Annotated in this window: 19 protein-coding genes; 15 read left to right on the forward strand and 4 right to left on the reverse strand. The window is 44.7% G+C overall.

Features of this window, described 5'->3' with window-relative positions:
* Positions 1 to 82 precede the first annotated feature (82 nt).
* Entirely contained in the window at positions 83 to 1,789 is a 1,707-nt protein-coding gene (locus OH463_RS02960; RefSeq protein ID WP_005444471.1) for a putative bifunctional diguanylate cyclase/phosphodiesterase, read from the reverse strand.
* 460 nt (positions 1,790 to 2,249) lie between these two features.
* Between OH463_RS02960 and OH463_RS02965 the strand changes: the two genes are divergently transcribed.
* The 4 genes from OH463_RS02965 (at position 2,250) to OH463_RS02980 (ending at position 7,066) form a co-directional block, all read left to right on the forward strand.
* Entirely contained in the window at positions 2,250 to 3,461 is a 1,212-nt protein-coding gene (locus OH463_RS02965) for an HD-GYP domain-containing protein (protein ID WP_005444470.1), read from the forward strand.
* A gap of 323 nt (positions 3,462 to 3,784) precedes the next feature.
* Positions 3,785 to 4,411 carry a LysE family translocator gene (locus tag OH463_RS02970; protein WP_005444463.1) on the forward strand — a complete coding sequence of 209 codons (627 nt, stop codon included), beginning with the start codon at positions 3,785 to 3,787 and terminating at the stop codon, positions 4,409 to 4,411.
* Positions 4,412 to 4,618: 207 nt separating this feature from the next.
* Complete coding sequence (locus OH463_RS02975; protein ID WP_269990461.1) at positions 4,619 to 6,163, forward strand: YjjI family glycine radical enzyme; 1,545 nt, start codon at positions 4,619 to 4,621, stop codon at positions 6,161 to 6,163.
* Positions 6,164 to 6,184: 21 nt separating this feature from the next.
* The gene (locus OH463_RS02980; RefSeq protein ID WP_269990464.1) at positions 6,185 to 7,066 is read left to right on the forward strand and encodes a YjjW family glycine radical enzyme activase; all 882 of its coding nucleotides are present in this window, start codon (positions 6,185 to 6,187) and stop codon (positions 7,064 to 7,066) included.
* 16 nt (positions 7,067 to 7,082) lie between these two features.
* Here the strand turns inward: OH463_RS02980 and OH463_RS02985 are convergent, their stop codons facing one another.
* On the reverse strand, positions 7,083 to 8,039 hold the full coding sequence (locus OH463_RS02985; RefSeq protein WP_049536168.1) for a LysR family transcriptional regulator: 957 nt from the start codon (positions 8,037 to 8,039) through the stop codon (positions 7,083 to 7,085).
* Between the two features lie 339 nt (positions 8,040 to 8,378).
* Between OH463_RS02985 and OH463_RS02990 the strand changes: the two genes are divergently transcribed.
* Together OH463_RS02990 and OH463_RS02995 are read left to right on the forward strand one after the other, a co-directional pair.
* The gene (locus OH463_RS02990; protein WP_009702297.1) at positions 8,379 to 9,146 is read left to right on the forward strand and encodes a TerC family protein; all 768 of its coding nucleotides are present in this window, start codon (positions 8,379 to 8,381) and stop codon (positions 9,144 to 9,146) included.
* Between the two features lie 168 nt (positions 9,147 to 9,314).
* Positions 9,315 to 9,917, forward strand: coding sequence for a 2OG-Fe(II) oxygenase (locus tag OH463_RS02995; RefSeq protein WP_009698095.1), 603 nt, complete (start codon positions 9,315 to 9,317; stop codon positions 9,915 to 9,917).
* Between the two features lie 93 nt (positions 9,918 to 10,010).
* Here OH463_RS02995 and OH463_RS03000 read toward each other — a convergent pair whose 3' ends face one another.
* Complete coding sequence (locus OH463_RS03000) at positions 10,011 to 11,270, reverse strand: HD-GYP domain-containing protein (RefSeq protein WP_269990468.1); 1,260 nt, start codon at positions 11,268 to 11,270, stop codon at positions 10,011 to 10,013.
* 292 nt (positions 11,271 to 11,562) lie between these two features.
* Between OH463_RS03000 and OH463_RS03005 the strand changes: the two genes are divergently transcribed.
* The 9 genes from OH463_RS03005 (at position 11,563) to OH463_RS03045 (ending at position 23,098) form a co-directional block, all read left to right on the forward strand.
* Positions 11,563 to 12,195 (forward strand): SDR family NAD(P)-dependent oxidoreductase, encoded by a 633-nt coding sequence (locus tag OH463_RS03005; RefSeq protein WP_038898684.1) that lies wholly within the window; start codon positions 11,563 to 11,565, stop codon positions 12,193 to 12,195.
* Between the two features lie 179 nt (positions 12,196 to 12,374).
* Positions 12,375 to 13,568, forward strand: coding sequence for an iron-containing alcohol dehydrogenase (locus OH463_RS03010; RefSeq protein WP_269990470.1), 1,194 nt, complete (start codon positions 12,375 to 12,377; stop codon positions 13,566 to 13,568).
* Between the two features lie 174 nt (positions 13,569 to 13,742).
* Entirely contained in the window at positions 13,743 to 14,948 is a 1,206-nt protein-coding gene (locus OH463_RS03015) for an aromatic amino acid transport family protein (RefSeq protein ID WP_009698092.1), read from the forward strand.
* 259 nt (positions 14,949 to 15,207) lie between these two features.
* Positions 15,208 to 16,332 (forward strand): HD-GYP domain-containing protein, encoded by a 1,125-nt coding sequence (locus OH463_RS03020; RefSeq protein ID WP_049536164.1) that lies wholly within the window; start codon positions 15,208 to 15,210, stop codon positions 16,330 to 16,332.
* A 99-nt stretch (positions 16,333 to 16,431) separates the two neighbouring features.
* Positions 16,432 to 16,647: a hypothetical protein gene (locus tag OH463_RS03025; RefSeq protein WP_005433984.1), complete on the forward strand. Its 216-nt coding sequence runs from the start codon at positions 16,432 to 16,434 to the stop codon at positions 16,645 to 16,647.
* 374 nt (positions 16,648 to 17,021) lie between these two features.
* Positions 17,022 to 17,786: an ABC transporter ATP-binding protein gene (locus OH463_RS03030; protein WP_005444434.1), complete on the forward strand. Its 765-nt coding sequence runs from the start codon at positions 17,022 to 17,024 to the stop codon at positions 17,784 to 17,786.
* 12 nt (positions 17,787 to 17,798) lie between these two features.
* Positions 17,799 to 18,683 carry an ABC transporter substrate-binding protein gene (locus OH463_RS03035; protein WP_269990473.1) on the forward strand — a complete coding sequence of 295 codons (885 nt, stop codon included), beginning with the start codon at positions 17,799 to 17,801 and terminating at the stop codon, positions 18,681 to 18,683.
* Positions 18,683 to 20,659, forward strand: coding sequence for a Fe(3+)-hydroxamate ABC transporter permease FhuB (gene fhuB, locus OH463_RS03040; protein WP_269990475.1), 1,977 nt, complete (start codon positions 18,683 to 18,685; stop codon positions 20,657 to 20,659). The genes OH463_RS03035 and fhuB overlap by 1 nt, the downstream gene beginning before the upstream one ends.
* A gap of 216 nt (positions 20,660 to 20,875) precedes the next feature.
* Entirely contained in the window at positions 20,876 to 23,098 is a 2,223-nt protein-coding gene (locus OH463_RS03045; RefSeq protein WP_009698085.1) for a TonB-dependent siderophore receptor, read from the forward strand.
* 44 nt (positions 23,099 to 23,142) lie between these two features.
* Here the strand turns inward: OH463_RS03045 and OH463_RS03050 are convergent, their stop codons facing one another.
* Positions 23,143 to 23,691 carry an MSHA operon transcriptional regulator gene (locus OH463_RS03050; RefSeq protein WP_005442115.1) on the reverse strand — a complete coding sequence of 183 codons (549 nt, stop codon included), beginning with the start codon at positions 23,689 to 23,691 and terminating at the stop codon, positions 23,143 to 23,145.
* Positions 23,692 to 24,148: the final 457 nt, after the last annotated feature.

A 24,148-nucleotide genomic window follows, 5' to 3' on the forward strand; every position in this document is an offset into this window, starting at 1 on the left:
GCAAACAAAATGAAAAGCCTGAGCTGGAGTGTCTCCAGCTCAGGGAAGTTCAATGATGAGGACCGATTCTTAGTGAGCGCCTTTATTGACTTAAGGTATATCGGCTTGCGCTCGCCACTGAAAGCGGTTTCGAGAACCAATAGCCTTGTAGGTAGTCCACGCCCATACTGGTAAAGAAGTCGCGCATTTTTGCGTCTTCAATCCCTTCGATAACCACTTCTATATTTTGTTCGCGACACATAGTGATCAAGAACTTCAGGTACTCATGAGAGGAGCGGTTGGTTAATGTCTTCCAAGCCATCGACTTATCAATCTTAATCTGTGTCATTGGCAGATCGAAGAAGCAGTTTAATGAGCTGTAACCAGCACCGAAGTCATCCAAAGAGAGAGCGAAGCCCAACTCACTCAAGGTGTTCAAAGGAGCAATAGCTGCCTGGTTATTGTCCAATATAAAGGTTTCAGTAAGCTCCAAAACAATTGCTTGTGGCTCGACTCCTACTTCGTCAGCCATTGCTTTAATTTTGTTTGGAAATTCGCTATTGAGAAGCTGTAATACTGATACGTTTACGTTCACCCTTACTTGGTTTTGATAGCGCTCACGATAGCTCTTTATGAACTGACACGCTTTCTCGAATACTTGATAGCCAAGCTCAACGATCAAGCCTTTGTTTTCTGCGACGGGAATGAACTCGTCTGGATAGATCTCACCGAACTCTTTACTGCGCCAACGTACCAAAGACTCGAAACTCACGACTTGCAGATCGGATGCACTGACGATTGGTTGGAATTTTACACTCAGTGTTCGCTCTTCAAGTGCGTTTTTTAAGCCTTGCTCAATAAAGAAATAGCGATCAACCGCATACTGCGTTTTCTGGCTGTATACGGCAATACGATCTTTGTTCTTCTCATTGGCGTATTGGCAAGTGCGTGCGGCTTTACGCAAAATTTCTTCAGCAGAGTGTTCCGGATCGATGGAAGGGTATAAACCGATACTGATGTTACTGCCAAGATATTGCCCTTGTTCGACAACGGCATCGTGATAATTTTGCTTGATGGTCTGTGCGTATTCTTGCAACTGTTCGAGCGGCACGTCGTCAAGTACCAAAATCGCGAAGTCGTCATCGTGAACACGATAAACCGTGCAGTTTGGTGAAGGTAAGTGACTAAGCGTTTGCAATAGCTTTTCTACTAAACCATCAACAAGTTCGCTACCGTATTGGTTTAGGTACGACTTGATCTCTTCGATCTGGATGTAAAAAATCGACGCATGAGCACCGTTGGATTTTACGCATTCACTGATGTTAAGCAGTAAGTGAGCGCGGTTGGCCATACCGGATGCGTTGTCATGGAAAGCGACTTGATGAATGTAACTCTCCATCAACTTACGTTCAGAAATATCGCGATGGCTGCCAACCATATAATGACCCAGTTCGGTTTCTTTGGTCATTGCAACGCCTTCGATCCAAACATATTGTCCGTTGGGTTTACGAAGGCGGTAGGTGGTCGTGACGCGAGTGTTGTCGGTCGTGATGTGTTCATCGACACGTTTAGATAAGCGTTCTCGATCTAACGGGTGCACCAACTCTAACCATCTATCGAGGTTGATACGCCCAGCGTTGATGCCGAACTGCTCATAAAAACGCTGGTTGTAAAAAACCATGCTGCCGAACTCATCCATGTAGAAGAGTCCTTCATTAAACACATCGAAGATATGAATGAAGCGTTGTTCAACGATCTGTAAAAAATCACGATCGTGTTCTGAAATAGTTTGATCAACCTTGTTGGTCAAGATACTTCCCCCATAACCCAAGCCGTCTTGGAGATAAGTATATAAGTCGAGCTACACGCAAATGACATATTTTTGAAGTTTGTCCTTTTACACTGCAAACGAAAGAAGTCGGTCCAGATTGACAGTCTGTTATGTTAATGAGCTTACGGTGTTTATGTGTAAGTAGAATAATTATTAGAGTAATGCGACTAATAATCGGTATTTATAAAACTTAGTCAACAGTAAATACCATTTGTATTGAGAAGTTATTGATTCAGCACCCAAATTATCGAAATTGTCAGCATCTGTGATGAAATCTTGACCTAAGTCCATAAAATAAAAGTGGTTTATTGTGGCGATGTTGTCTCATATATTGACCAAAAGCTCATTAATTCTAAATGATAGTGAATTCTTATAACAGTGAATGGTCAGATCTCTTATAATGCGTTTGCTAAATAATAAGTGTTAACAAGTTGCGCGTATGCAGTACAAACCAGAAGACTCAATAAAAATAGCGATCGCAGACGTCAGTATCGGTATGTTCGTTACTGCGATTGAACAGAACAAACGTGTCAACCTCGCGAATGCTGGTCGTGTCTCTACGGAGCAGGGCATCAAAAAACTGCATGCGAGCGGCGTAAAGTACGTTTGGGTCGATCAGAAACTCTCAGCGCAGCAGTGCGTCTTTAAGCCTGTTGAGGAAGAGCATGACATTACGTTGTCAGCTTCTGAAATCACGACCACTCCTCAAATCCAGCGAGCGTTCCGTTCCCGCGAGGCGCAGCACAAGCGTGCCAAAAAACTGATTGCGGAAGCGAAGTGTTTAGCGCAAAAGCTGCTGAACCAAACCTTTGAAGGAAAAATCATTGAGGTCAACGAGATTGAATCGTGGGCCGATGACATGATTGACAGCGTATTCATCGATTCTGATGCACTCCAATGTGTATCAGCGCTGCGCCAAAAAGACAGTTACCTTTTGGAGCACTCAGTGAATGTCGCTTGTTTGTTGGTTTCTTTCGGTAAGCATTTAGGGCTAGACAAAGAGACGCTGAAACAACTTGCGATCGGCGGCATCATTCATGATGTTGGTAAAATCAAAGTTGATGATGAGATCTTGCATAAACCTGCTCGCTTAACACCGGAAGAATTTGAACACATGAAACTCCACCAAGTGTTCGCAGGTGAGATCATTGTTGGCGTTAAAGGATTGAGTAGCGTGAGTCGTGATGTGTGCTTGATGCACCACGAGAAACTTGATGGTACTGGTTACCCACTGGGCTTATCAGGTGAGCAAATCCCGATGCATGGGCGCATGAGCTGTATCGTTGATATCTATGATGCATTGACGGCGGATCGCGTCTACAAAAAGGGCATGAGCTCGGCAGAAGCGTTTAAAATCTTATTGAGTTTGACGCCATTCCACCTTGATCCCGACTTGGTGTACAAGTTCATCAACTGCATAGGTGTGTACCCTGTGGGCTCGATAGTACAATTGAGTGATGGTCGAGTTGGCATTGTGTGGACATCCAACGATTCTCAGCCACTTAAACCCATAGTGAAGTGTTTCTACTCACGTAAGTATAAGCGTTACATCGATGTTGCTATGGTAGATTTAAAAAACAGCTCACATTCGGTTGAGAAAGCAGTAGCGCCATCATCGTTAGAAGTGGATCCAAAACCTTTCTACGATTAAGCGCAATTAAGGTGGGTTATTCACAATATCTGTCGAGCAACGAATCGCTTTACACGGTTGCATATTACCAGTATGTTGATTGCATAACTAAACAGCTCAAAGTGGACTAGAAGCGAGGCAAACTGAGTTTTTCTACTTAGCTTGCTTACTCATAGGCTTTACTAAAAGCTAGGTTGGTTTTGAGCCTGTTCAGTTATCGTCGTTCAGCTTTCATAAAAGCTATGTGGTGTCTTTCCGCGTTACGTTTCATGGATAGAAACGTCGAGAAAGGCAAGTAGGCTACACGATCTGTACCCCCATCAACACATTGGAAAGGAGCGCCAATGCAACTCGATACTTGGATCTACTACACCCTTGCGATACTTGTTCTGACTGCCTCTCCTGGTCCTAGCTCGCTGCTTTGTTTGAGTAAAGGCGTCAGTAATGGATTTCGCCATGCCTTTGCGACCGCCCTTGGCAGTCTGACGGCAATTACCATAATTCTTACCTTATCTTTTACTGGGCTTGGCGTCGTTATCGCCTCTTCAGAACTGGTGTTTAACATCATTAAATGGTGTGGTGCTGCGTATCTTATTTGGCTTGGTATTCAAGCATTACGCTCTAAACAAACGGATTTCTCACAAGCGCAACCGGAGCAATCTTCTTCGAATTATTTAAGCGCATTTACCAGTGGTTTTATTGTGGGCTCGAGTAACCCGAAAGCCATTGTGTTCTTTACCGCGCTGTTTCCTCAATTTATTGACCCATCTGCATCGTTATTCACTCAATATATTGTCTTTGCTAGTACCTTTGTGGTGTTTGAACTGAGCTGGCTGACCTTCTATGGTTTGCTGGGAGTGAAAACATCGGATTGGTTATTTGCGAAAGGACGAGCGAAGTTATTCAATCGTTTAACGGGCGGTGTATTCATTAGCGCGGGCGTTATGTTGTCGACTGCGCATCGTAGCTGAATTGATAATTATTTCGCTAAGTTATTAAAACTTAGGCTAAATTAGCAAAGTCTTATTTCCAAAATGGAAATCAACTTTTTGGTTTTTTTCATTAGTGGCAAAGACTCTCAAGGCGTAGAATTCAACGCGTCCTTTCAACCAATGCTCAAAAGTGAGCAAACGATTTGAAAGGACGTATTCGTTGTATTTTCTCCAGGAACATCTTAGATGACTCAAAGCCTTTCTGATCTTCAGCAGCGTTTCCTTGCTATCGCGACCGATAGCAACTTATCTCCAAAACAGAAATCAAACTTTCTTGCTTTGGAAGCCGAAGCCACAATTCCATATATGACCGTCTCTGACGAGGTAAGCCAAGCGATGCAGCAAGGCGTCATATGTGACATGTTTGAAGGTCACGCGCCATTTAAGCCGCGCTATGTTTTGCCAGATTACGCAAAATTTCTTTCTCAAGGTTCTGAATACTTGGAGTTAGCTCCAGCAGAAGATTTTGATGATGCGATCAACATGTTGACCATCATTTATCATCACGTGCCTTCGGTAACCAACATTCCCGTTTACCTTGGTCAACTTGATGACGTGCTAATGCCTTACGTGGGTGACCTAACTGACGAGCAAATATACAAAAAACTGAAACACTTCTGGGTCATGCTTGATCGCACATTGCCAGACGCGTTCATGCACGTGAATATTGGTCCTACGGACAACATCATTTGTCGTACGATTTTGAAAGTTGACGCAGAGCTAAAACAGATCGCGCCAAACTTAACGTTCATGTACGACAAAGCAGTTACACCAGACGACCTGTTAAAACAAGCAACACAAAACATTTGTGAGTGCAGCAAGCCGCACATCGCAAACTACCCAATGCATGTGAGCGCGTACGAAGGTGGTCGCTTTGGTATCGTGAGTTGCTACAACTCTCTGCCATTGGCTGGTGGTTCAAACACGTTAGTGCGTATGAATCTAAAAGAAGCGGCGAATCGTGCAGATAACCGTGAAGATTTCTTCAACAACGTTCTGCCAGAATACCACGGTTTGATGGTTGAGTTGATGGATGCTCGAGCTTCACATTTGCATGAGAAATCTGAATTCTTTAAAGGCTTTCTAACGCAAGAAGGTCTGATCGAAGAGTCTCGTTTTGCGCCAATGTATGGCATTTATGGCATGGCAGAAGCGGTAAACGTATTGCTAGAGAAAGAGGGCAATGCGAGTCGTTATGGTCAAGACACAGCGGCAAATGAGCTAGGTCATAAGATCTCTGCGAAGTTGGCTGAATTGGTAGAAAACACATCAGTGAAATTTGGTTTGGAAGGCAAAGCGCTACTACACGCGCAAGGTGGCATCAGCTTAGATTTGGATGTGACGCCGGGCGTACGCATTCCTTACGGCAACGAACCAGATCCAGTGTCTTACGTGCAAGCGACGGCAGGTCATCACCAATACTACCGTTCTGGCATCAGTGACATTCTGACTATCGACGAAACCGTGAAATCGAACCCAGAAGCGATGTTCAACCTATGTAAAGGCGCATTGAATGCTGGTTACCGTGAGTTTACGGCAAACGTAGCATCGAACGACTTGGTTCGCGTGACGGGTTACATGGTGAAGCTGTCTGATATCGCGAAATACGATGCAGAAGGTTCACGTACTAATACTACATTCCTAGGCGCAGAAGCGGCGAAGAACACCGGTATTTTGGAGCGTTCACCACGTGTGGAGAGTCATGAAATGTCACCGACTTACGCTAAGTAATCGGTGACGGATAAGAATAAGATGGCTAGACGATCGGAACACCTCTTGGCTAAGGTAACTCGTATCCTTCCGTTCTCTTGTGTTGATGGACCTGGAAACCGTCTAGTCATCTTTCTACAGGGTTGCAACTATCAGTGCATCAACTGCCACAATCCGCACACAATCAATCACTGCAACCATTGTGGGGATTGTGTGAGCGAGTGTCCTGTTGGCGCACTGAAGTTCGACAAAAGCAACAACGTTGTTTGGCTTAAAGAGGAGTGCACCCACTGCGATCGTTGTATAGAGATATGTCAGCACCAATCTAATCCAAAAATTACTGACTACTCTGTGGAAGCAATGCTCGATTTGATACGAAAACAGCGCTTTTTTATTAGCGGTGTGACGGTATCCGGTGGGGAATCTACCTTACAGCTTCCTTTCATTATTGCGCTGTTTAGAAGGATTAAACAGGACCCTGAATTGCAACATCTTACTTGCTTCATTGATAGCAATGGCTCTTTATCTACCGCAGGTTGGGAAAAAGTCCTACCGTATATGGATGGGGCGATGATCGACCTAAAATCGTGGCAAAGTGAAACGCATCACTGGTTAGTAGGGCGGGATAATCACCGTGTATTTCAAGCAATTCAGTATTTAGCCGAAGCAAGCAAGTTGTATGAAGTGCGTTTACTGCATATTCCAGGTAAGAGCGATCTCGATACGGAAGTCGCAACAGTTGGGCACTATCTGCAAGCGTTACCTGAATCAGTCAACATTCGTTTGAACGCGTTTCAGCATCATGGTGTAACCGGCGAAGCCCTTGGCTGGGAGAAATGCTCTCAGGATGAAATGGAGCGCTTCCACGCTCAATTGAGCCAATTCGTTAGCAGACCAATGACCATGCCATCGGTCTATGTGTAACGTAGCGGGGATAACTTTAGAGTTTATTCACTCTTGGTTTGCTGCATCCTCCTAAGGTTTCACAAGCCTTAAGCACTTGTTGTTGTAGCCATCTTAAAGCGGGATCGTTGAGGCTCGCTTTGTTCCACACCAAGCTATACGCCACTTGTCCATATTCGAACGGCAATGGTCTTTCTACTAATCCTTTCGCTTGTAGTGCCATTTGTGCCCAAAGCTTTGAACAAGTGAACAGATAATCTGAGTGGTGACACATCACAGCTGCGGACCCAAAGTCCGCCACGTGCATCGCGATACTGCGTTTGGCGTAGCGCTGAGTTAAGTTCTGCTCAAAGTAAGGTTGAGATAAGTCTTTATCGTGAATGCCAATGTGCCTAGCACACAAGTAGTTTTCTACCGAGAGATCTTCTTTTGACAATGGGTTGTTACTGCCCATCAAACAGATCATCTCATCTTCCAAAATCGTCTGCCAAACCAAGTCTTTATTATGCGTAGGTGGTTGGCTGATATCGTGCGGCAGAATCATAAAGTCCACTTGTCCACGGATTAAAGAATCAAAACTCATCTGCTCTTTCGCGTAGACGTTCAATTGTGCTCGACTGCCCATTTGTTGAGATAGGTTTTGTAGCATTGGTGCGAAAATTTCAAAGGTACTTTCACGCATCGCCAAAGAGAAGCGACCTTCGTAATACGCAGGATTGAATGAGCCTTGATAAAGCAAACCGTTCATACTGGAAAGAATGCCGTGTACCGAAGGACCGATGTTTAAAGCAAACGGCGTTGGAACTAAGCGAGTACCATCGCGGTAAAAAAGGTCATCTTTAAGAATGTCGCGCAATTGGCTTAGCGTTTTACTCACGCTAGAAGGGGTCACGCAAAGCTGTTCTGCTGCTTGAGTCACACTGTGTGTTGTGAGCAACATGTGCAATATGGTGAGGTGTTTAAGGCTAATGCGTGAGAGTGTTATGTAATCCATTCGTAAGACTAACTAGTGTGATTTTTCTCAGTATATCAAAATATTATTGTGAAACATTTTTTTACGATTGTTGAAGCACGCAAAAAGAGGTGTTTCTTTTCGTGTTCTATATAAAGATTTGGCTCAACTGGGCACTTTATGGGGGTGAGTAGTGGCAATAACCCTTAGAGGACGAAAGATGGTTGACATAAGCCTGACAAAATTGGGGATTGCGAACAAATAGGAGAGGTGATTTACTCAACTTTCCTAAGTAACAGAGGTTTAAATAAACTTAATGGACGACCCCTTTAGTCGACTGAACAATTCACTGTATGGCTTCCAATCATCGGAGGCGTACTCATGTTAGAACTTTTTATGCAACCAGAAGCGTGGGCTATCTTCGCTACCTTGTTTGCTCTTGAAGTTGTCTTAGGCGTTGATAACGTCGTATTCATCTCCGTTCTGTGTGAACGATTACCACAACACCAGCGTAAACTTGCCCGAAACCTAGGTATCGGTCTTGCCGTTATGGCTCGCATTGTTTTGGTGTTCTCGATCTCTTGGATCATGCAGCTTACTCAGCCGTTAATCAGCTTTAGCGACTACGCATTTACTGGTCGTGATTTGATTATGATTGCAGGTGGTGCGTTCCTGTTGGCGAAAAGCTTGAAAGAGTTGTGGAGTTGGTTAACGCATACAGAACACGGTCACTCGACTCATGTTCGTACTGGTCTTGCCGTGGTTTTACTGCAGATCGTTGCAGTTGACGCTGTGTTCTCAATGGACTCGGTGATCACCGCAGTTGGTTTAACGAGCGAGGTACCTATTATGGTGGCGGCAATCATCTCGTCAGCAATTGTAATGGTATTAACGGCGGAGAAAATCAACAATCTAGTGACGCGTTACCCGGGCTTTAAGACACTTGCTCTACTGTTTCTAGTATTGCTAGGTGGTCTGTTGATGGCAGAAGGTTTTGCTATTCACATCAACAAAGGTTACGTGTATTTCGCGATGGCGTTTGGTCTAGTGTTGGAAATGTGTCATATCCAGCTAAAGAAAAAACAACGCCCAGTGATTCAGCGAATTCGTCCAATCCGACCTCGTTCTGTTGCGCTTCAAACTCGATAATTGAAACGTAGCAACTAAACCAAATTGAGCCGCTCTTGAGAGCGGCTTTTTTACGTCTGTATTCTGCGAACGGTGTGGATTTGTCGTGTCGATAGAAAATGGAATTTGTTGTTGTAGCACGGATTTCTTATATAGACCGCCCAAACCTATACGAGTGAACAAAATAGAATGAACAAACTGATCGACGCGTTATCGACGCACGGATACTACATCTGGGATGATTTTATTTCTCAAGAGGAAGTGGCTGAGCTGCGTGACTGTATTCCTGATGATTGGAAGAAAGCACGTATTGGTCGTAACGACGACGTGACTCGTATTGAAACCATTCGCAGTGACAAGATCCAATGGTTGAAACGCGACATGGGTGCACCAGTGGCGTCTTTCTTAGACAAGATGGAAGAGATCCGTTTGGAAGCAAACCGTCATTTCTTTCTAGGCTTGTTTGAGTACGAAGCGCACTTCGCGAAATACGAGAAAGGTGACTTCTACCAAAAACACCTCGACTGCTTTAAGGGCAATGAAAACCGCCGCCTAACCACGGTGTTCTACATGAATGAGTCGTGGAGCGAAGAAGATGCAGGTGAGTTGGTGGTGTACGATTTGAATGACAACAAAATTGCGACTATTCCACCGCGTTCTGGTCGTCTGTTCGTGTTCCTATCTGAGCAATTCCCACACGAAGTGTTGCCGACAAACGCTGAGCGATTCAGTATTGCAGGTTGGTTCCGTATCAACGGTGTCAAAGATAACCAGCTCGACATCGCTCACTAGACCTTATTATTGTGGTCGCGTTGAAATACGTTTGAAATAACAAAGGGACGCCAATCTGGTGTCCCTTTGTTTTATTCTGTTTACGGCTCGGCGTTAAGCTTGAGTGGAGAGCTCATAACACGTTTGCATGTGTGATGACAAAACTCGATATACATCAGAACAGAGCTTACCTGATTTGATCTGCTCATCCATGATGATGGCGATTTCTTGTTGCGTCATGCGTCCACGGTAGGGACGATCTTGAGAAAGTGCTTGAAAGACATCTGCGACCGCAATAATGCGCGATGGTACGTCCAAGGCTTTACCTGTTTTATGGTAGGGATAACCTGAGCCGTCTAAGCGCTCGTGATGATTGGAAGCCCATTCAGCAATTTTGGCGTTAGGAAATACTTTATGCAGTGCTAACTCTGTGTCCACGGTGTGACGTTTAATTCGAGTGTATTCGTGTTTGTCCAGCGGTCCTTCCTTATGAAGGATCTCATCCGGAGTTTTGAGTTTACCAATATCGTGAACGAGTCCAGCAATAAAAATCATCTCTTGTTCGTGCTCATCCAACCCCATTTTCTTCGCCAAGTAACGAGACAGTTCAGCGACCTTTTGTGAATGTTGATAAGTAAAAGGGCTCTTGGCATCAACAATACGAGCTAAGAACAAACCTAAGCTGTTCATGTCTTCTATGGTTAGTTGTTTTTGCAGCCAGTCTATATTCTCAAATTGAAGTCCAATCGTTTCGATATGCTCTGACTCCATCGCAAACCAAAACGCATCTGTCATGATCAATTGAACCATCGCGTCGCACATGTCTGGGTTAAACAGCGTGCCCGCATTTGCCATTACACACTCGGCAATCAGTTCCTCATGCAAGGTGACAAGGTCGCTATGGCAGTTAGATACGTAATACGCACGCATAAAATCGAGACGATCAGAAAGGTAAAGCAGTGCAGCGACGTCTTTTTCAAATGTCGGAAGATCGATCTGTTCGAGTTCTTTCCAGTGCGTATGATGATAAAGAATTGGCGTTGCGAATTGAGTGAGCAACCGACATTGCTTAAGCGTGTGGTAGCCACGGATGCAGTGCGCTTTGGCGTCTTGAGGAACAAGCTGTTCAAGCAGCATCATGTGCTCGCGGGTCTCAGAAACTCCGCAGTCGTGGATCATGCCAGCAAAGTAACAGAACTCTGCTTTTTTGATGTCCCAACCTAAGGTGATCGCACATTGATAGGCAATATAGGCGACTCGATGGCTATGGTGTGTATCGTCTACGCCTACGTAATCTAACGCACGCGCTACCCAGATCAGGGCTTGTTTTAGATCGACTTCAAACCCCGAGATGGAGTGGGAAGATTGCTTCATTGTAATTACCGACGTTTTTACTCGCCTGTGCTTATTTTATTTTGATTTTTTAGGGGAATGCGACAGCGAACTGATACCTAAAAAGGGTGCACATGGCTTAGTTATAGTTATGCCGAGAATAATACTGCTTGTCGCACGTAAAATTCATCCGAAGCCTAGAACTCTTGGTCATTTCTTTGAACTACGTATTGATTTCGAAAGATTTCTCCTTGTTCGATTGACTTCCTTTGAAAACCACACAAATAGTGATGTAAAGTATTCTCATTATCATGTGTATTGTGAAAGGTAAGTTATGAAAAGAGTCGTTATATGGGGCGCGAGCAGTGGTCTTGGTTTGGCAATTGCGCAGTATTTTGCTGATAAGGGTACTCAAGTGATTGGCGTAGCAAGAAATCCAGATAAGAATCCGGAATTGAAGGCGATATGCCACTCGACCTTTACGTGTGATGCAACGGTAGCGACTGAGGTGAATGCGGTTGTCGAGCAGCTTAATCAAGATGACATCATCATCAGTACTATGGGCAGCTTTCGTGCGGATATTCCGGTGGATTATCTTGGCCATCGCCATCTTATCGACGCTGCTTGCCACGCTTCACTGAAACGTTTTGTATTGGTGACGTCTCTCGGTTGTGGTGACAGCTGGCAGTATCTCTCTGAACGCTCTAAAGCGGGCTTCGGCGGTGTCGTCCGGGAGAAGTCATTAGCAGAAGCATGGTTACAGACTAGTGATTTGGATTACACCATTATTCGCCCAGGTGGTCTTAAAGATGGTGATGTGACAGGCAACGGTGTTTTGGTCGAGCCGAAAGAAGTGCACGGATTGGTATATCGTCAAGAAGTTGCTCGTTTGATTTTTGACATGCTTGAAGACGGCAGAGGAAGCGGAGAGATCTTCCATTGTGTCGATCCAGAATTAACGTACTAAATGTGCTAATCGAATGAATCAAAAACAGGGAGAGTGTTTAGGCGCTGTCCCTGTTTGCGCTTAGAGTCTCGATATTTGTATTATCAATAATGCTAACGGAAAGATGAATCTGTGACCTTACCAGTTCGAGCGGATTAAAAAAGCAACTAGAATAAAAGCTCAAAACAAAAGGACTTGTTATGTTAAAACATCTGCTTTATCGCGGTTATACCAATGGTTTGAAAGCCGCCGCCTATGTACTCCCACTCCCTAAACCGACATTATTCTCTGGTGCTGGCAGCCTCCATGAATTGACGGAGGCGATTGCTGATCTTGGTTTTAAAAAGTTGCTTCTTGTGACTGATGGCGGCTTAGTAAAAATTGGTATGGCGGAGCAGGTAACAGAAAGCGCGAAAGCCAGAGGTTTAGACGTTGTGCTGTTTTCTGAAGTAAAACCAGATCCCACATACGATCAAGTAGAGACTGGATTAACGATGTATTTCGACTCAGGATGTGATGCGATTTTAGCGCTTGGCGGTGGTTCTGCCATGGATTGTGCCAAAGTTATCGCAGCCCGTGTGACAAACAGGAAATCCATTAAGAAGCTTGCTGGTTTGTTTCGCGTGTGGAGAACTCCTGCGCCTTTATTTGTGATTCCGACAACGTCTGGTACTGGATCTGAGGTGACGATTGCCGCTGTTGTTTCTGAACCAGACACCCACCACAAAACCCCATTAATGGATCCGAAATTGGTGCCTTTAATGGCCGCATTGGATGCGAATTTACTGGTTGGTTTACCAGCAAAGATAACGGCTGATACGGGTATTGATGCGTTGACACACGCGGTAGAAGCTTTCATTTCCCGTAATGCGACTGTTGATACCAAAGCCTATTCGATTGCGGCTATTAAGCTTATCTTCAAGTACTTACCTCAAGCCGTAGAAGACGGAAGTAATATTGAGGCTCGAAACAAAATGGCAATGGCGTCTTACTATGCTGGGTTAGCCTTCACCAAAGCGAGTCTTGGTTACGTTCACGCATTCGCGCATAACTTGGGTGCCAAGTATGGCATACCTCACGGAATGGCGAATGGTCTTGCTTTGCTCCCTGTCCTTCGATTTTCTTTCTCTGAGATTGAGCCACAACTGACAGCCCTAAGTGAAGCCTTGATCGGAACGCAAGGTGAGGATAGAGCGAGTGCACAAGATTTCATTCATAGGCTAGAAGATTTGTATAACGCAATTGGCATCGAACAAACATCGCCACTGTTGCAATCCTCTGATACTGGAGAGTTAGTGAGTTTGATCCTTAAAGAAGCGCACTGGAATTATCCTGTTCCTAAATTTATGAATGAAGAGGAGTGCGCCCAATTGCTTGCAGAAATTAGAGTTTAAAAAAGTTATGTACACTTAAGTTTACGCGTGTGGATTTTTATCCTTACACTTTGCTTGATCTTATTAGAAAGATCCTACAGAATCGTCATCATTCCAAATATGGTGTTAGGTTTGGTATGCCGTTGCCCGATCTGATGCTGATAAATCTTATAAAGCTGTAAAGATAAATATACAATGAGTCGATCTAAAGTGTTTGGTAGCACCCTGATTATTGCTGGGACTACGATTGGTGCTGGCATGCTGGCGCTTCCTCTTGCCTCTGCTGGCATTGGTTTTTCTACCTCTTTAATTATTATGCTGGGGTTATGGGCGTTAATGGCGTTTACTGCGTTGTTGATGCTGGAGCTTCACCAATATGCGGACAGCAGTGCAACTCTTCATACTCTAGCGAAACAAATTCTTGGCCAGAAGGGCAAATGGGTTGCAAGCTTTGCCATGCTCTTCTTGTTCTACTCGTTGTGTGCTGCTTACATTGCGGGTGGTGGTGCTCAGTTTGGTGACCGTTTGACAGAGTGGTTTGGTCTGGATATTTCTGGCTCGACTTCAACCATCATCTTTACCCTTATCGTGACCATGGTTGTGACAGTGGGCACTGGCACTGTAGACAAAGTAAACCGCGTGCTGTTTGGTCTTAAAATGGTGACCATGATTGCAGTCTTGTCATTTCTTGCGCCAAACGTGACCGAATCTTACTTGCTAAGCATGCCAATAGAGCAAGGTCTTGTCGTTGCCGCTATTCCAGTAATCTTTACCTCTTTTGGTTTCCACGGCAGTATCCCGGCTATTGTTAACTACCTCGACGGTGACACGTCGTCTCTGCGTAAAGCGATCATCGTTGGCTCTACAATTCCGCTCGTGATCTACATTTTCTGGCAAATTGTAACGCTTGGTGTAGTAAGCCAAGATACCTTGATTGAAAACGGTGGTTTGAGCGCATTGATTGGTCAACTGTCTCAAACTGTTCACCAGTCAAATCTTGGTAGTGTGGTAGGCGTATTTGCTGACCTTGCACTTCTGACGTCTTTCCTAGGAGTGAGTTTGGGTCTGTTTGAATTCTTGGGTGACACGATCAAAGGCGACAGTGAAAAGCCAAACCGTTTGGTTGCAGCAGTGATCACATTTACACCACCACTAGGCTTTGCATTGTTTTACCCGCAAGGTTTCATCATGGCGCTAGGTTATGCTGCAATCGCTTTAGCTATTCTTGCTATCTTCCTACCGCTAGTTATGGTGGTAAAGGTGCGTCGTTCTGATGAGTTTACGGGTGAATACCGTGTGGCAGGTGGACAAGGAGCACTATTAGTAACAGGTATCGCTGGTACTGGTATTGTGATGGCGCAGCTACTCATTACTTTGGGTGTTCTTCCTGCGTTGGGTTAATCACCAAACGGATTGATATCGGAAAACTCAATTTGCATAAAACAGCCAGTGCTCAAAATAGCACTGGCTTTTTTTGATCTGGATTAAATTACCGTAGAATATTCGGTGAAAAGGTTGGCGAAAAACTGTTTTTATTTCGTACACTTAAGTTGTGGTATGTCGATAATTTAGGTGGAGAAAAGCCGCTCTAATCACATCAAATACGCTGACTTTCATGAGCCTTTTCTTCTGGTTTCTCTACTTGGTGTGGAGGTGAAGTATGGCGCACCGGAGTTTTTACCCGTTTGCAAAACCGCTCAATGAGCAAATGCAAACTTTGAAGAATAGGATGCAGGCACATTTACCGTGTGTCGATAGGGTGTCTTTTGCTAAGTATCACCCTAAACAAGGCATGCTTAAATCTTTTGCCGAAAGTGAGTTCGACACTTGGTGTTTGGCTCATCACGAAGCGCCACTTCGAAAACTGCACAATCTGAGCATTGCTGCAGACAATGCCATCCCTCGTCTTGTTAACGATCTTTACGACATCAACCACTGTCCACGTATTCAAACCTTGTTGAAACAAGGCTACCACTCGTCTGTCGCTATTCCTTGTTATGACCGTCAAACCTTTACTGGGTTTGTGTTTCTCAATTCGATTCAACCCAATGCGTTTAGCGTCGAGGCTTTAAATGGGCTAAGACCCTATTTTGAGATGGTGCAATTTGCCGTTGAATCTGAAGACCACGTCGTCAATGCGATTGAAATCTTGGCAGAAAGAATGCAGTGCTTGATGCCAGGGTATTCGCCGGAAGTTTACTCGCACACTAAGCGTATTGGTATGTACGCCCAATTAATTGCGACAGAGCTTGCCGATGCTTATCAATTTAGTGATGAAGTTGTCGAGCAAATTGGAATGTTCACTCGTTATCATGCTTTGAGTGAAATAAAACTCCCTGCTGATGTGGTATGTAATCGACGATGTGTGAATGCAGAGCAAGAAGCGCTGCTATCTGAGCATATTGAACAATGTGTTGAATCAGCAGATAACATTGTGGCGAGAATTGGTAATCCAGTTCATCCGAGTGTCACTTTATTTCAGCAAATTACGTCTTACCAATATGAAAACCTCGATGGGTCTGGCTATCCGCATGGGTTAGATCGTCCAGGGATTCCTATCGCCGCTCAAATCGCGGCAGTTGCTAATGTGTTTGATGTCATGACCACCCATCATCCATATCGTCAAGCGTGGTCAATCCCGTATGCCTTGTTAGAGCTTGAAAAACGCGTTTACCAAGGCTTGTTATCCCGAGAATGCGTGAATGCTTTGCGCGAACATCAAGGCTACTTAAAACAAATTATTCATAAGTACCCAGAGCATTATGCTGGTATGGGGTTAATGTGAAAGTAGAGGAGCAAACCATGAAGGGAATCAAAATATTGACTAGGAGGTCGGAATAAATAATACTGTATATGTATACAGTAACTCGTTTGGAGGTGAAGTATGTTGTGGGAAACCCTAGAAAGAGTAAACCGCTTACGCCAACAAGCACTTGCGAATGCTGAATTCGTAGAGTCGGCAAAGGAACATGAAGAAGCTTTGCATGACCAAGAGTATCACTACCAACCAAGAAAGCGTTCAGCCAAAGACAAACAAGGTAAGAAGTCGCTGGCCGATATCTATAAAGAAGTAGAGTTTGGCGCTGACGCTCGTCATTAACTGGTTCAACAATGCTGCGGCTCTCATCCAACTTTTCTTATCGTCGCAGCTTAACTTATTCCTTGAGCGAGCATTGCGAATGGCGATGCTCGCCGCCGATAGTCCTCATTTCCAATCCCTATTTCATTTCGTTTTAAATGGCTTTTCCCCTTGCTTCTGACGTGCTTTTTGTAGCGAGAATGTGCTCCCAATAAGATTTATAAAATTATTTATTAATGATAATGACAATGGTTTGCATTTGTATCTTTGCTGTTATATAAAGCCAAGCTTATTAATCGTTTTGTTGAATAAAATTATAAAACGTAACGGGAAGGTAGACGGCAAAGCGAAGTTTCACCAGCCCCGAGACGTAAATAGGATTAGGTGAAGTAGGGATGTTAGAAGCCAAAGCACTCCAATTCGATATTGACGGTAAGTCTTTGTTGAAAGCATTTGATTTGACGTTTGAAACTGGAAAAACGTACGCGCTTGTCGGACACAATGGTTCTGGCAAATCCACACTTCTCAAGCTGCTCGCTCAGCAACAACCATACAGTGATGGCGATATTTTGCTGCATGGTGACAACATCAACCGTTTATCGGCAAAGAAATTTGCCCAGCACATCGCTTACCTTCCTCAGCACTTACCCATGACCGACAGCATTCTCGGTCGAGATTTAGTGAGCTTCGGTCGTTACCCTTGGCATGGTTTATTAGGACGGTTGAGTACAAAAGATAAAACCATCGTGGAAGAGGCGATGGAAATGACAGGAACATCCAAATATGCCGATCGCCTTGTCGACACGCTTTCTGGTGGTGAGCGCCAACGAGTGTGGCTTGCGATGTTACTCGCACAGAAAACCGAATACCTGTTGCTTGATGAGCCCTTGTCTGCGCTCGATATTAGTCATCAGGTCGATATGCTTTCTTTGATCTCTAAACTTAGTAAAGACCTAGGTTTAGGGGTCATCATCGTACTGCATGACATTAACTTAGCTGCACGCTTTTGTGATGAGATTGTCGCATTGCACCAAGGTGACTTGATAGCGCAAGGTGACGTTCAACAAGTATTTACCGAGCCTAAGTTGCAGCAAATCTATGGCATTGAAATGCGTATTTCTGACCATCCTGCTGGGTATCCAGTAGCGATGCCAAGCTAAGTGGTGTCAACAATGGATTGTAAGCCGCTTATTTCATTGCTGAAGCGACTTGTTTGGGCGACAAGTCTTGCTTTTCCTCTGTTTGCTCATGCAGTTGATAAGACGCCACCACCACGAGTGATGTCGGTGGATTGGACACAGACCGAAACCATGCTTGCACTCGGTGTTGTTCCGGTTGGCGTCGCACAAGGGCAAGATTATGACGCATGGGTGAAAGCCCCAATATTACCAAAACAAACAAAAGATGTGGGTTTAAGAACGCAACCCAACATTGAGCGTATCTACGAACTCAAACCCGACCGTATTTTTATTGCCCCTTATTTTTCTGCGATGGAAAGCCGATTAGCGGAAATTGCGCCTGTTACAACGATAGATCTTTACGGGCAGGGAATCTCGGATTGGTCGGTATTGACTCAATTCACTCGTACTTTCGGCAAAGAATTGGGACGAGAGGTAGAAGCAGAAACGTTTATTGAACAGTCAGAGGCACAGCTTGCCTCACTCAAAGAAAAAGTCGACCAAGATTCAGCGCCATTATTAATGGTCCAGTTTATGGACACTAAACACGTGCGTGTCTTTGGCGAGAACAGTTTGTATTCACAAGCAATAAACCAGCTTGGTCTCTCTAATGCGTGGACGGAAAAAACCAATAGCTGGGGTTTTAGTATGGTCGGTATCGACAAACTCGCGGGAATAAAAGCGCAGATCGTTATTGTGGATCCGCTTCCTCATGGTGGAGAGCAACAGTTGGCACAAGACCAATTTTGGCAATATATCGTAGAACAATCAGGTCACCCTGTTATGCGCGTTGATCCTGTTTGGAGCTTTGGTGCCATGCCCTCTGCGGTTCGCTTTGCTCATTTAGTCGCTGCGGCAAAAGAGAAGGAGCACTTCTAATGAGAGCTTTTCCTTTATCCTTAGTGATCTTACTTTCTATGTTTACGGTGTCGGTTGGAGCGTTACATCTGAGTCAAACCACCGCCTTTTCCAATGGTTTAGCAAGCCTTTGGCAGCCTGATTTCCAGTCGATAAATTCCGTTCTTCTTCATTTTAGCTGGTGGCCACGCGTATTTACGACGGTGATCTCCGGAGCGGGCTTGGCAGTTGCTGGTGTGTTGATGCAACAGGTTCTACGTAATCCGTTGGCATCTCCTACGACTTTAGGCGTTGCGAGTGGGGCGAACTTTACGCTCATGCTTGCCACGTTATTCACACCTTGGATGCTGGACTTTTCTGCCAATTTAGTTGCTTTGGTTGGTGGTGTCACTTCAATGGGGCTAGTGATGTTGTTGTCTTGGCGACGGGCTCTTTCTCCGACCGTTGTTGTTGTTTCTGGCTTGGTGATCAACTTGTATTTTGCTTCTCTGAGTACGGTCATTTTGATGATGAATACGGAGAAGCTCAATGGACTCATGATCTGGGGAGCAGGCTCCTTAGTTCAAAGTGGTTGGGATGATTTCAGCTATCTTGCACCAAGAGTCGCCATTGCTGCACTAGTGGCATTTTTGTTTGCTAAACCTTTGAGCCTTTTGGAGCTATCAGAGCAAGGAGCAAAGAGCTTAGGTGTGTCGCTAGCGAAGCTGCGCTTTGTTTGCCTTGGCTTAGCGGTGCTTATTACTTCTTGGGTTGTGGCGACGGTGGGTATCATCGGTTTTATCGGTCTTGCTGCGCCAGCTATTACACGCTTGATTGGCGTGCATAAGATTCAGCACAAACTTTGGATCTCAATGTTGATTGGTGCAATGCTTTTGACCCTCACCGATTTAGTCATTCAACAATTACCGGGTTTGATGGCGAGCTTTATTCCAACAGGAGCTGCCACTGCCGCGTTAGGCGCACCACTGTTACTTTGGTTACTACCTCGATTATCACAAAAGACGCAAGGGCATACGCAAACCGTGCTCACTCGTCACTCGGAGCGTGTCAACAAACTTAACAAACACGCTATCGCATTTACTTTGTTGATCATCTTGGCGGGCATCGTGCTCTTCAGCACCGTTTCAGTTCAGAACGACGGCTGGACATCGCTTTTCTCTACCCATGAATGGCTATTTTTGGAATGGCGCACACCTAGGCTTTTAGCCGCGGCGATGGCCGGGGCTATGTTGGCGATTGCAGGAACCATGATTCAGCGATTGAGTGGCAACCCGATGGCTAGCCCGGAAGTGATTGGTATCAGCTCAGGAACTGCAATGGGCTTGATCATTGCTATGTTTACTGGCGTTGGTGCATCGGTTGTGACTTTGTCTATTGGTGGCTTGATTGGTGCCTTGTTGACGGTACTAATCATTGTCTTGTTGAATAGAAAATCTGGCTTCCAACCAGAACGAATCTTGCTGACAGGTATTGCCATTACTGCACTCATGAATGCCATCCAGAGTTTTATTTTGGCAACGGGTGACCCACGCAGTTATCAAGCATTGGCTTGGCTTTCAGGCTCGACGTATTACGTGTCAATGGACACGCTGCTCCCGCTCGCTCTTTCTGCCATTGTGTTTATTGGTTTGAGTTTTGTTTGTGTTCGCTGGTTAGATATTTTGCCGATCGGGGCTTCTTCTTCTAAAGCTCTCGGTCTCAAAGTTGACCGTTCTCGTGCCATTTTACTATTGCTTGTGGCTTGTCTTACTGTCAGCGCGACTTTGGTTGTTGGTCCTATTAGTTTCGTCGGTTTGCTTGCGCCACATTTGGCACGTTTGTTTGGCTTTAATAAAGCATCGCAACACATGCTATGTGCCGCCTTGCTTGGTGCAGGTGTGATGCTATTGGCTGACTGGATGGGCAGACAGGTGCTTTATCCGCAAGAGATCCCTGCAGGATTGGTGGCATCTCTTATTGGTGGTTTGTATCTGATGTGGGGACTACGTCGACTGTAACGACGATTTGGCTTCATTCCTCACATATCAAAACAATAAAAATCTAGAACTGGGTGATCGCTCTCATCACCCAGTTTGTGATGCTAGCAAAGCACGTCCTGTGTTTTTGCATTTAAGGAAAATCAGTGGTTATGCCGGAACCAACCCGTGTGGGCTTGTCTATTCGCTCAATGCATAAAAGGTTGGAAAGGTTGCCGACAAAAAAGGAGAAAAATGATGAATCGGCAGTTTATGCTAACACCCGCAGCAGTGGCTATTGCGATGGTGCTAGTAACCCCTCAAGTGCTTGCTCAAGAAGATGAAAACATTGTTGTAATTGGTCTACAAGAAGACAGTGCCGTTGGTCCTGACTTTAGCTACCTTGGTGCGAAGAGTCGTACTGCAACGAAGATGGATTTAGCGATCAACGAAACGCCACGCGCTGTTTCCGTTGTGACTCGTGAGCAAATGGATGACCGCGCATCAATCAGTGTCTCAGATGCACTGCAATATACGCCAAGCATTCAAACCAATTACTTTGGTGAAGATAACAAGCAAGATTGGTTTATTATCCGTGGTTTTAAGCAGGCGAATAGTGGCTTATATCAAGATGGAACTCGTCTGTATTCATCTGGATTTTACAGTTGGCAGATTGACCCGTTTGCATTAGAGCGAGTGGAAGTGCTTCGTGGCGCGGCCTCTGTGCTTTATGGTCAAAACCCTCCAGGTGGTGTTATCAATTTGGTGAGCAAACGCCCTCAGTTTGATGGTGGCTCTGGTCAGGTGTCGGTGGAGTATGGTTCTGAAGATCGCAAACAGATTTCTCTGGATGTGAACTCAGAAGTGAATGAGAAGCTTGCTGTTCGTGTGCAAGGTTTGGCGCGAAAGAACGGCACACGTGTTGATGGCGTCGAGGCCGAGCGTTTCCTTATTGCTCCCTCACTGACTTACAAGTTCACTGATACGTCAGAAATTACTTTGCTGACCAGTTACCAAAAAGATGATTCTGACCCATACCTGCAGTTCTTACCTGTAGAGGGAACATTGAAGCCAAACAAAAACGGTAAGATAAGCGATAGTCTTGCGGTCGGGAACACGGATTGGGAAACGTTTGAACGCGAACAGCTTTCTGTTGGTTATGAGTTTGCACATATGTTCAATGACACGACTTCTTTTGTTCAGTCGACTCGTTATAGCCAAATGGACGTCAACCTTCGACAAATGTATTCGTACGTCTATGCTGCTGACGTCCCAGGATTAGGTCCGCTGCTTGATCCTTTGAATGAGCGCAAAAGCATCCTGCGTGCGGCCAGTACAGAAGAGGGCTCTTCTGATGCTTTCAATATTGATAACCGCTTGATGCACAACATGCAATGGGGAAGTGTTGAACATAACCTCATGGTTGGTATTGACTATCAGATGGTCAGTATTGATGGTAAAGACTTTGCAAGCGACCCATTGGTGGCTGATGGAAATTCACTCTTAACCACGCCTATTGGAATCTTGCCAGATCCGCGTTTTGATGTTTTCAACCCAAGTTATTCGAACAATGTTTGGTTGCTAGACCCAATAACGCTTCAGCCTTTGACTGACGCCGACAAGCAGCGAACAAAGGTTGATAACGAGCAGCTTGGTATCTATCTACAAGACCACATTCTGGTCAATGACAAGTGGGCGGTTCTTCTTGGCGCACGTTATGATGATACGAGCAATGAGGTTCACAATGTAACGACAGGCTCTCGAACTAAAGTTGATAATGAAGAGTGGACGTTTAGCGTAGGTACTGCATACATTTCAGAGGCTGGTTTTACGCCATACTTTAGTTATTCGCAGTATTTTGATCCTATTATTCAGCAAGACAGTGCAGGCAAGCCTGCGAAGCCTGAAAGTGGAGACCAGTTTGAAATCGGTGTGAAATACCAACCTCGTACGTTCGATGGCTACTTTAATATTGCAGCTTACCAAGCAACGAAAGAGAACCTTGCTCGAATCCACCTCAATCAGTTAACTCAAATTGGTAAAGTAGAAAATAAGGGTATTGAATTTGAAGCAGTAGCAAATGTGACCCCGTCACTGACATTACTTGGTAACATTGCTTATGTGGATTCTGAAATCAAAGAAGATGTGAACGCAGCATGGGTGGGCAATTCTCCATCTCAAGTGGCGAACACGGTATCATCCGCTTGGGCGCATTACCGTTTCCTAGAAGGGACACTTGATGGCTTAGCTGTTGGGCTTGGGGCGCGTTACACCGGTGAATCATACGGCGATAACACTGAAACAATTAAAGTGCCGGGCTACTTCTTGATGGATGCGACGGTGAGCTACCGTATTGGTGATTACAAGTTGCAAGTTGCAGCTAAGAACCTAGCAGATAAAGAGTATGTCGCGACATGTGATGGCTTTTGTTGGTACGGCGACCGTCGTAATGTCATCGCGAGCTTAACCTACGATTGGTAAATATTAGTGTGAAACAAAAATCCCCCGAATTATCGGGGGATTTTTTAGAAATCAGCTTTGCGCACGTAATGAGGGTTTTTGTACTTTTTCTCGGGACCAAAGGTAGAAACCACCAATTTATTCCATAACGCTTTATCGAACTCGCCTTTTGGGATTGAAGGGTAGAGCGTTTCTTCCTCTTCTCTTGCAAAGTTCATGTACTGTTTTTTCTTGATTTGGTTGTACTTTTTAGCAATCTGATTGTGCTTTCTTACCCACTCAAGCTTGTACTCGCGTAATACCTTCTCACCTTTGTCCGCATCCATTCGAGATAAGAATAGGCGTTTGTAAGAAACCTTTCTGTCCAGCATGGTACGCATGACGGTTTGAATGTATTTACCGTGATGAGTAATGGTGATGTCATTCTCATCGATAGGCGTGATGCACCAACTCTTTGGTAAAAAGCTTGGTTTCTTAAATTGCTTATTACGTTCCATTAGCACCTGATGAAGAACCAAATCAGATGTGCCGCGGAAGGTCTTTTGCCACTTAGCGATTCGAATTTGTAGCGAACCTGGCAAGCGATAGATGTTAGTAAACTTATCTTGGTCCATGGACTTCAGTCATGAAATTAACATGCAATAGGAAAATTGATAGACGCGAGTCCCGGCAAGCAGAATGAATCCACTTTGCTGAGGGAAAACGTGTCGGTAATTAGCGCGATTTTACAACGACATCGCTCAAAATAGCGAGGGGTTATGTCAATAATAGGTAAGAAATAAAAAAATTGTTTAGATTATGAATAGAATCAGGTGGTTTTATGGTGATTTTAACTTGAACACCTCCAAAGTAACCTTAGTGTACTTCCGACTTTGTAAAAGGAAAGGGACGTCAGTTTCGAGTCTTCATCAAAAGCTCAAAGCTAGGGCGTAAATCTCATTAGCCTTGCCTGTTCTGAACTTCAAATAGAGTTTTAAGCTCATGAACGCCCCCATTTCTGTTTTAATTGGTTGTTCAGAAACAGGGGAGTCACCATTGTCATCTACGATGTGTTTTTAACTTGCTCCAATA

The sequence above is a fragment of the Vibrio sp. NFR genome, assembly GCF_027587095.1.
GTDB lineage: Bacteria > Pseudomonadota > Gammaproteobacteria > Enterobacterales > Vibrionaceae > Vibrio > Vibrio harveyi.

Bases quoted from the DNA above. Each gene is read 5' to 3' on its own strand.
- OH463_RS02995 (WP_009698095.1), top strand. From the start codon at position 9,315: ATGAACAAACTGATCGACGCGTTATCGACGCACGGATACTACATCTGG.
- OH463_RS02990 (WP_009702297.1), top strand. From the start codon at position 8,379: ATGTTAGAACTTTTTATGCAACCAGAAGCGTGGGCTATCTTCGCTACC.
- OH463_RS03050 (WP_005442115.1), bottom strand. From the start codon at position 23,691: ATGGACCAAGATAAGTTTACTAACATCTATCGCTTGCCAGGTTCGCTA.
- OH463_RS02980 (WP_269990464.1), top strand. From the start codon at position 6,185: ATGGCTAGACGATCGGAACACCTCTTGGCTAAGGTAACTCGTATCCTT.
- OH463_RS03015 (WP_009698092.1), top strand. From the start codon at position 13,743: ATGAGTCGATCTAAAGTGTTTGGTAGCACCCTGATTATTGCTGGGACT.
- OH463_RS03005 (WP_038898684.1), top strand. From the start codon at position 11,563: ATGAAAAGAGTCGTTATATGGGGCGCGAGCAGTGGTCTTGGTTTGGCA.
- OH463_RS03010 (WP_269990470.1), top strand. From the start codon at position 12,375: ATGTTAAAACATCTGCTTTATCGCGGTTATACCAATGGTTTGAAAGCC.
- OH463_RS03000 (WP_269990468.1), bottom strand. From the start codon at position 11,270: ATGAAGCAATCTTCCCACTCCATCTCGGGGTTTGAAGTCGATCTAAAA.
- OH463_RS03020 (WP_049536164.1), top strand. From the start codon at position 15,208: ATGGCGCACCGGAGTTTTTACCCGTTTGCAAAACCGCTCAATGAGCAA.
- fhuB (WP_269990475.1), top strand. From the start codon at position 18,683: ATGAGAGCTTTTCCTTTATCCTTAGTGATCTTACTTTCTATGTTTACG.
- OH463_RS03030 (WP_005444434.1), top strand. From the start codon at position 17,022: ATGTTAGAAGCCAAAGCACTCCAATTCGATATTGACGGTAAGTCTTTG.
- OH463_RS02975 (WP_269990461.1), top strand. From the start codon at position 4,619: ATGACTCAAAGCCTTTCTGATCTTCAGCAGCGTTTCCTTGCTATCGCG.
- OH463_RS03035 (WP_269990473.1), top strand. From the start codon at position 17,799: ATGGATTGTAAGCCGCTTATTTCATTGCTGAAGCGACTTGTTTGGGCG.
- OH463_RS02965 (WP_005444470.1), top strand. From the start codon at position 2,250: ATGCAGTACAAACCAGAAGACTCAATAAAAATAGCGATCGCAGACGTC.
- OH463_RS03045 (WP_009698085.1), top strand. From the start codon at position 20,876: ATGAATCGGCAGTTTATGCTAACACCCGCAGCAGTGGCTATTGCGATG.
- OH463_RS02985 (WP_049536168.1), bottom strand. From the start codon at position 8,039: ATGGATTACATAACACTCTCACGCATTAGCCTTAAACACCTCACCATA.
- OH463_RS03025 (WP_005433984.1), top strand. From the start codon at position 16,432: ATGTTGTGGGAAACCCTAGAAAGAGTAAACCGCTTACGCCAACAAGCA.
- OH463_RS02970 (WP_005444463.1), top strand. From the start codon at position 3,785: ATGCAACTCGATACTTGGATCTACTACACCCTTGCGATACTTGTTCTG.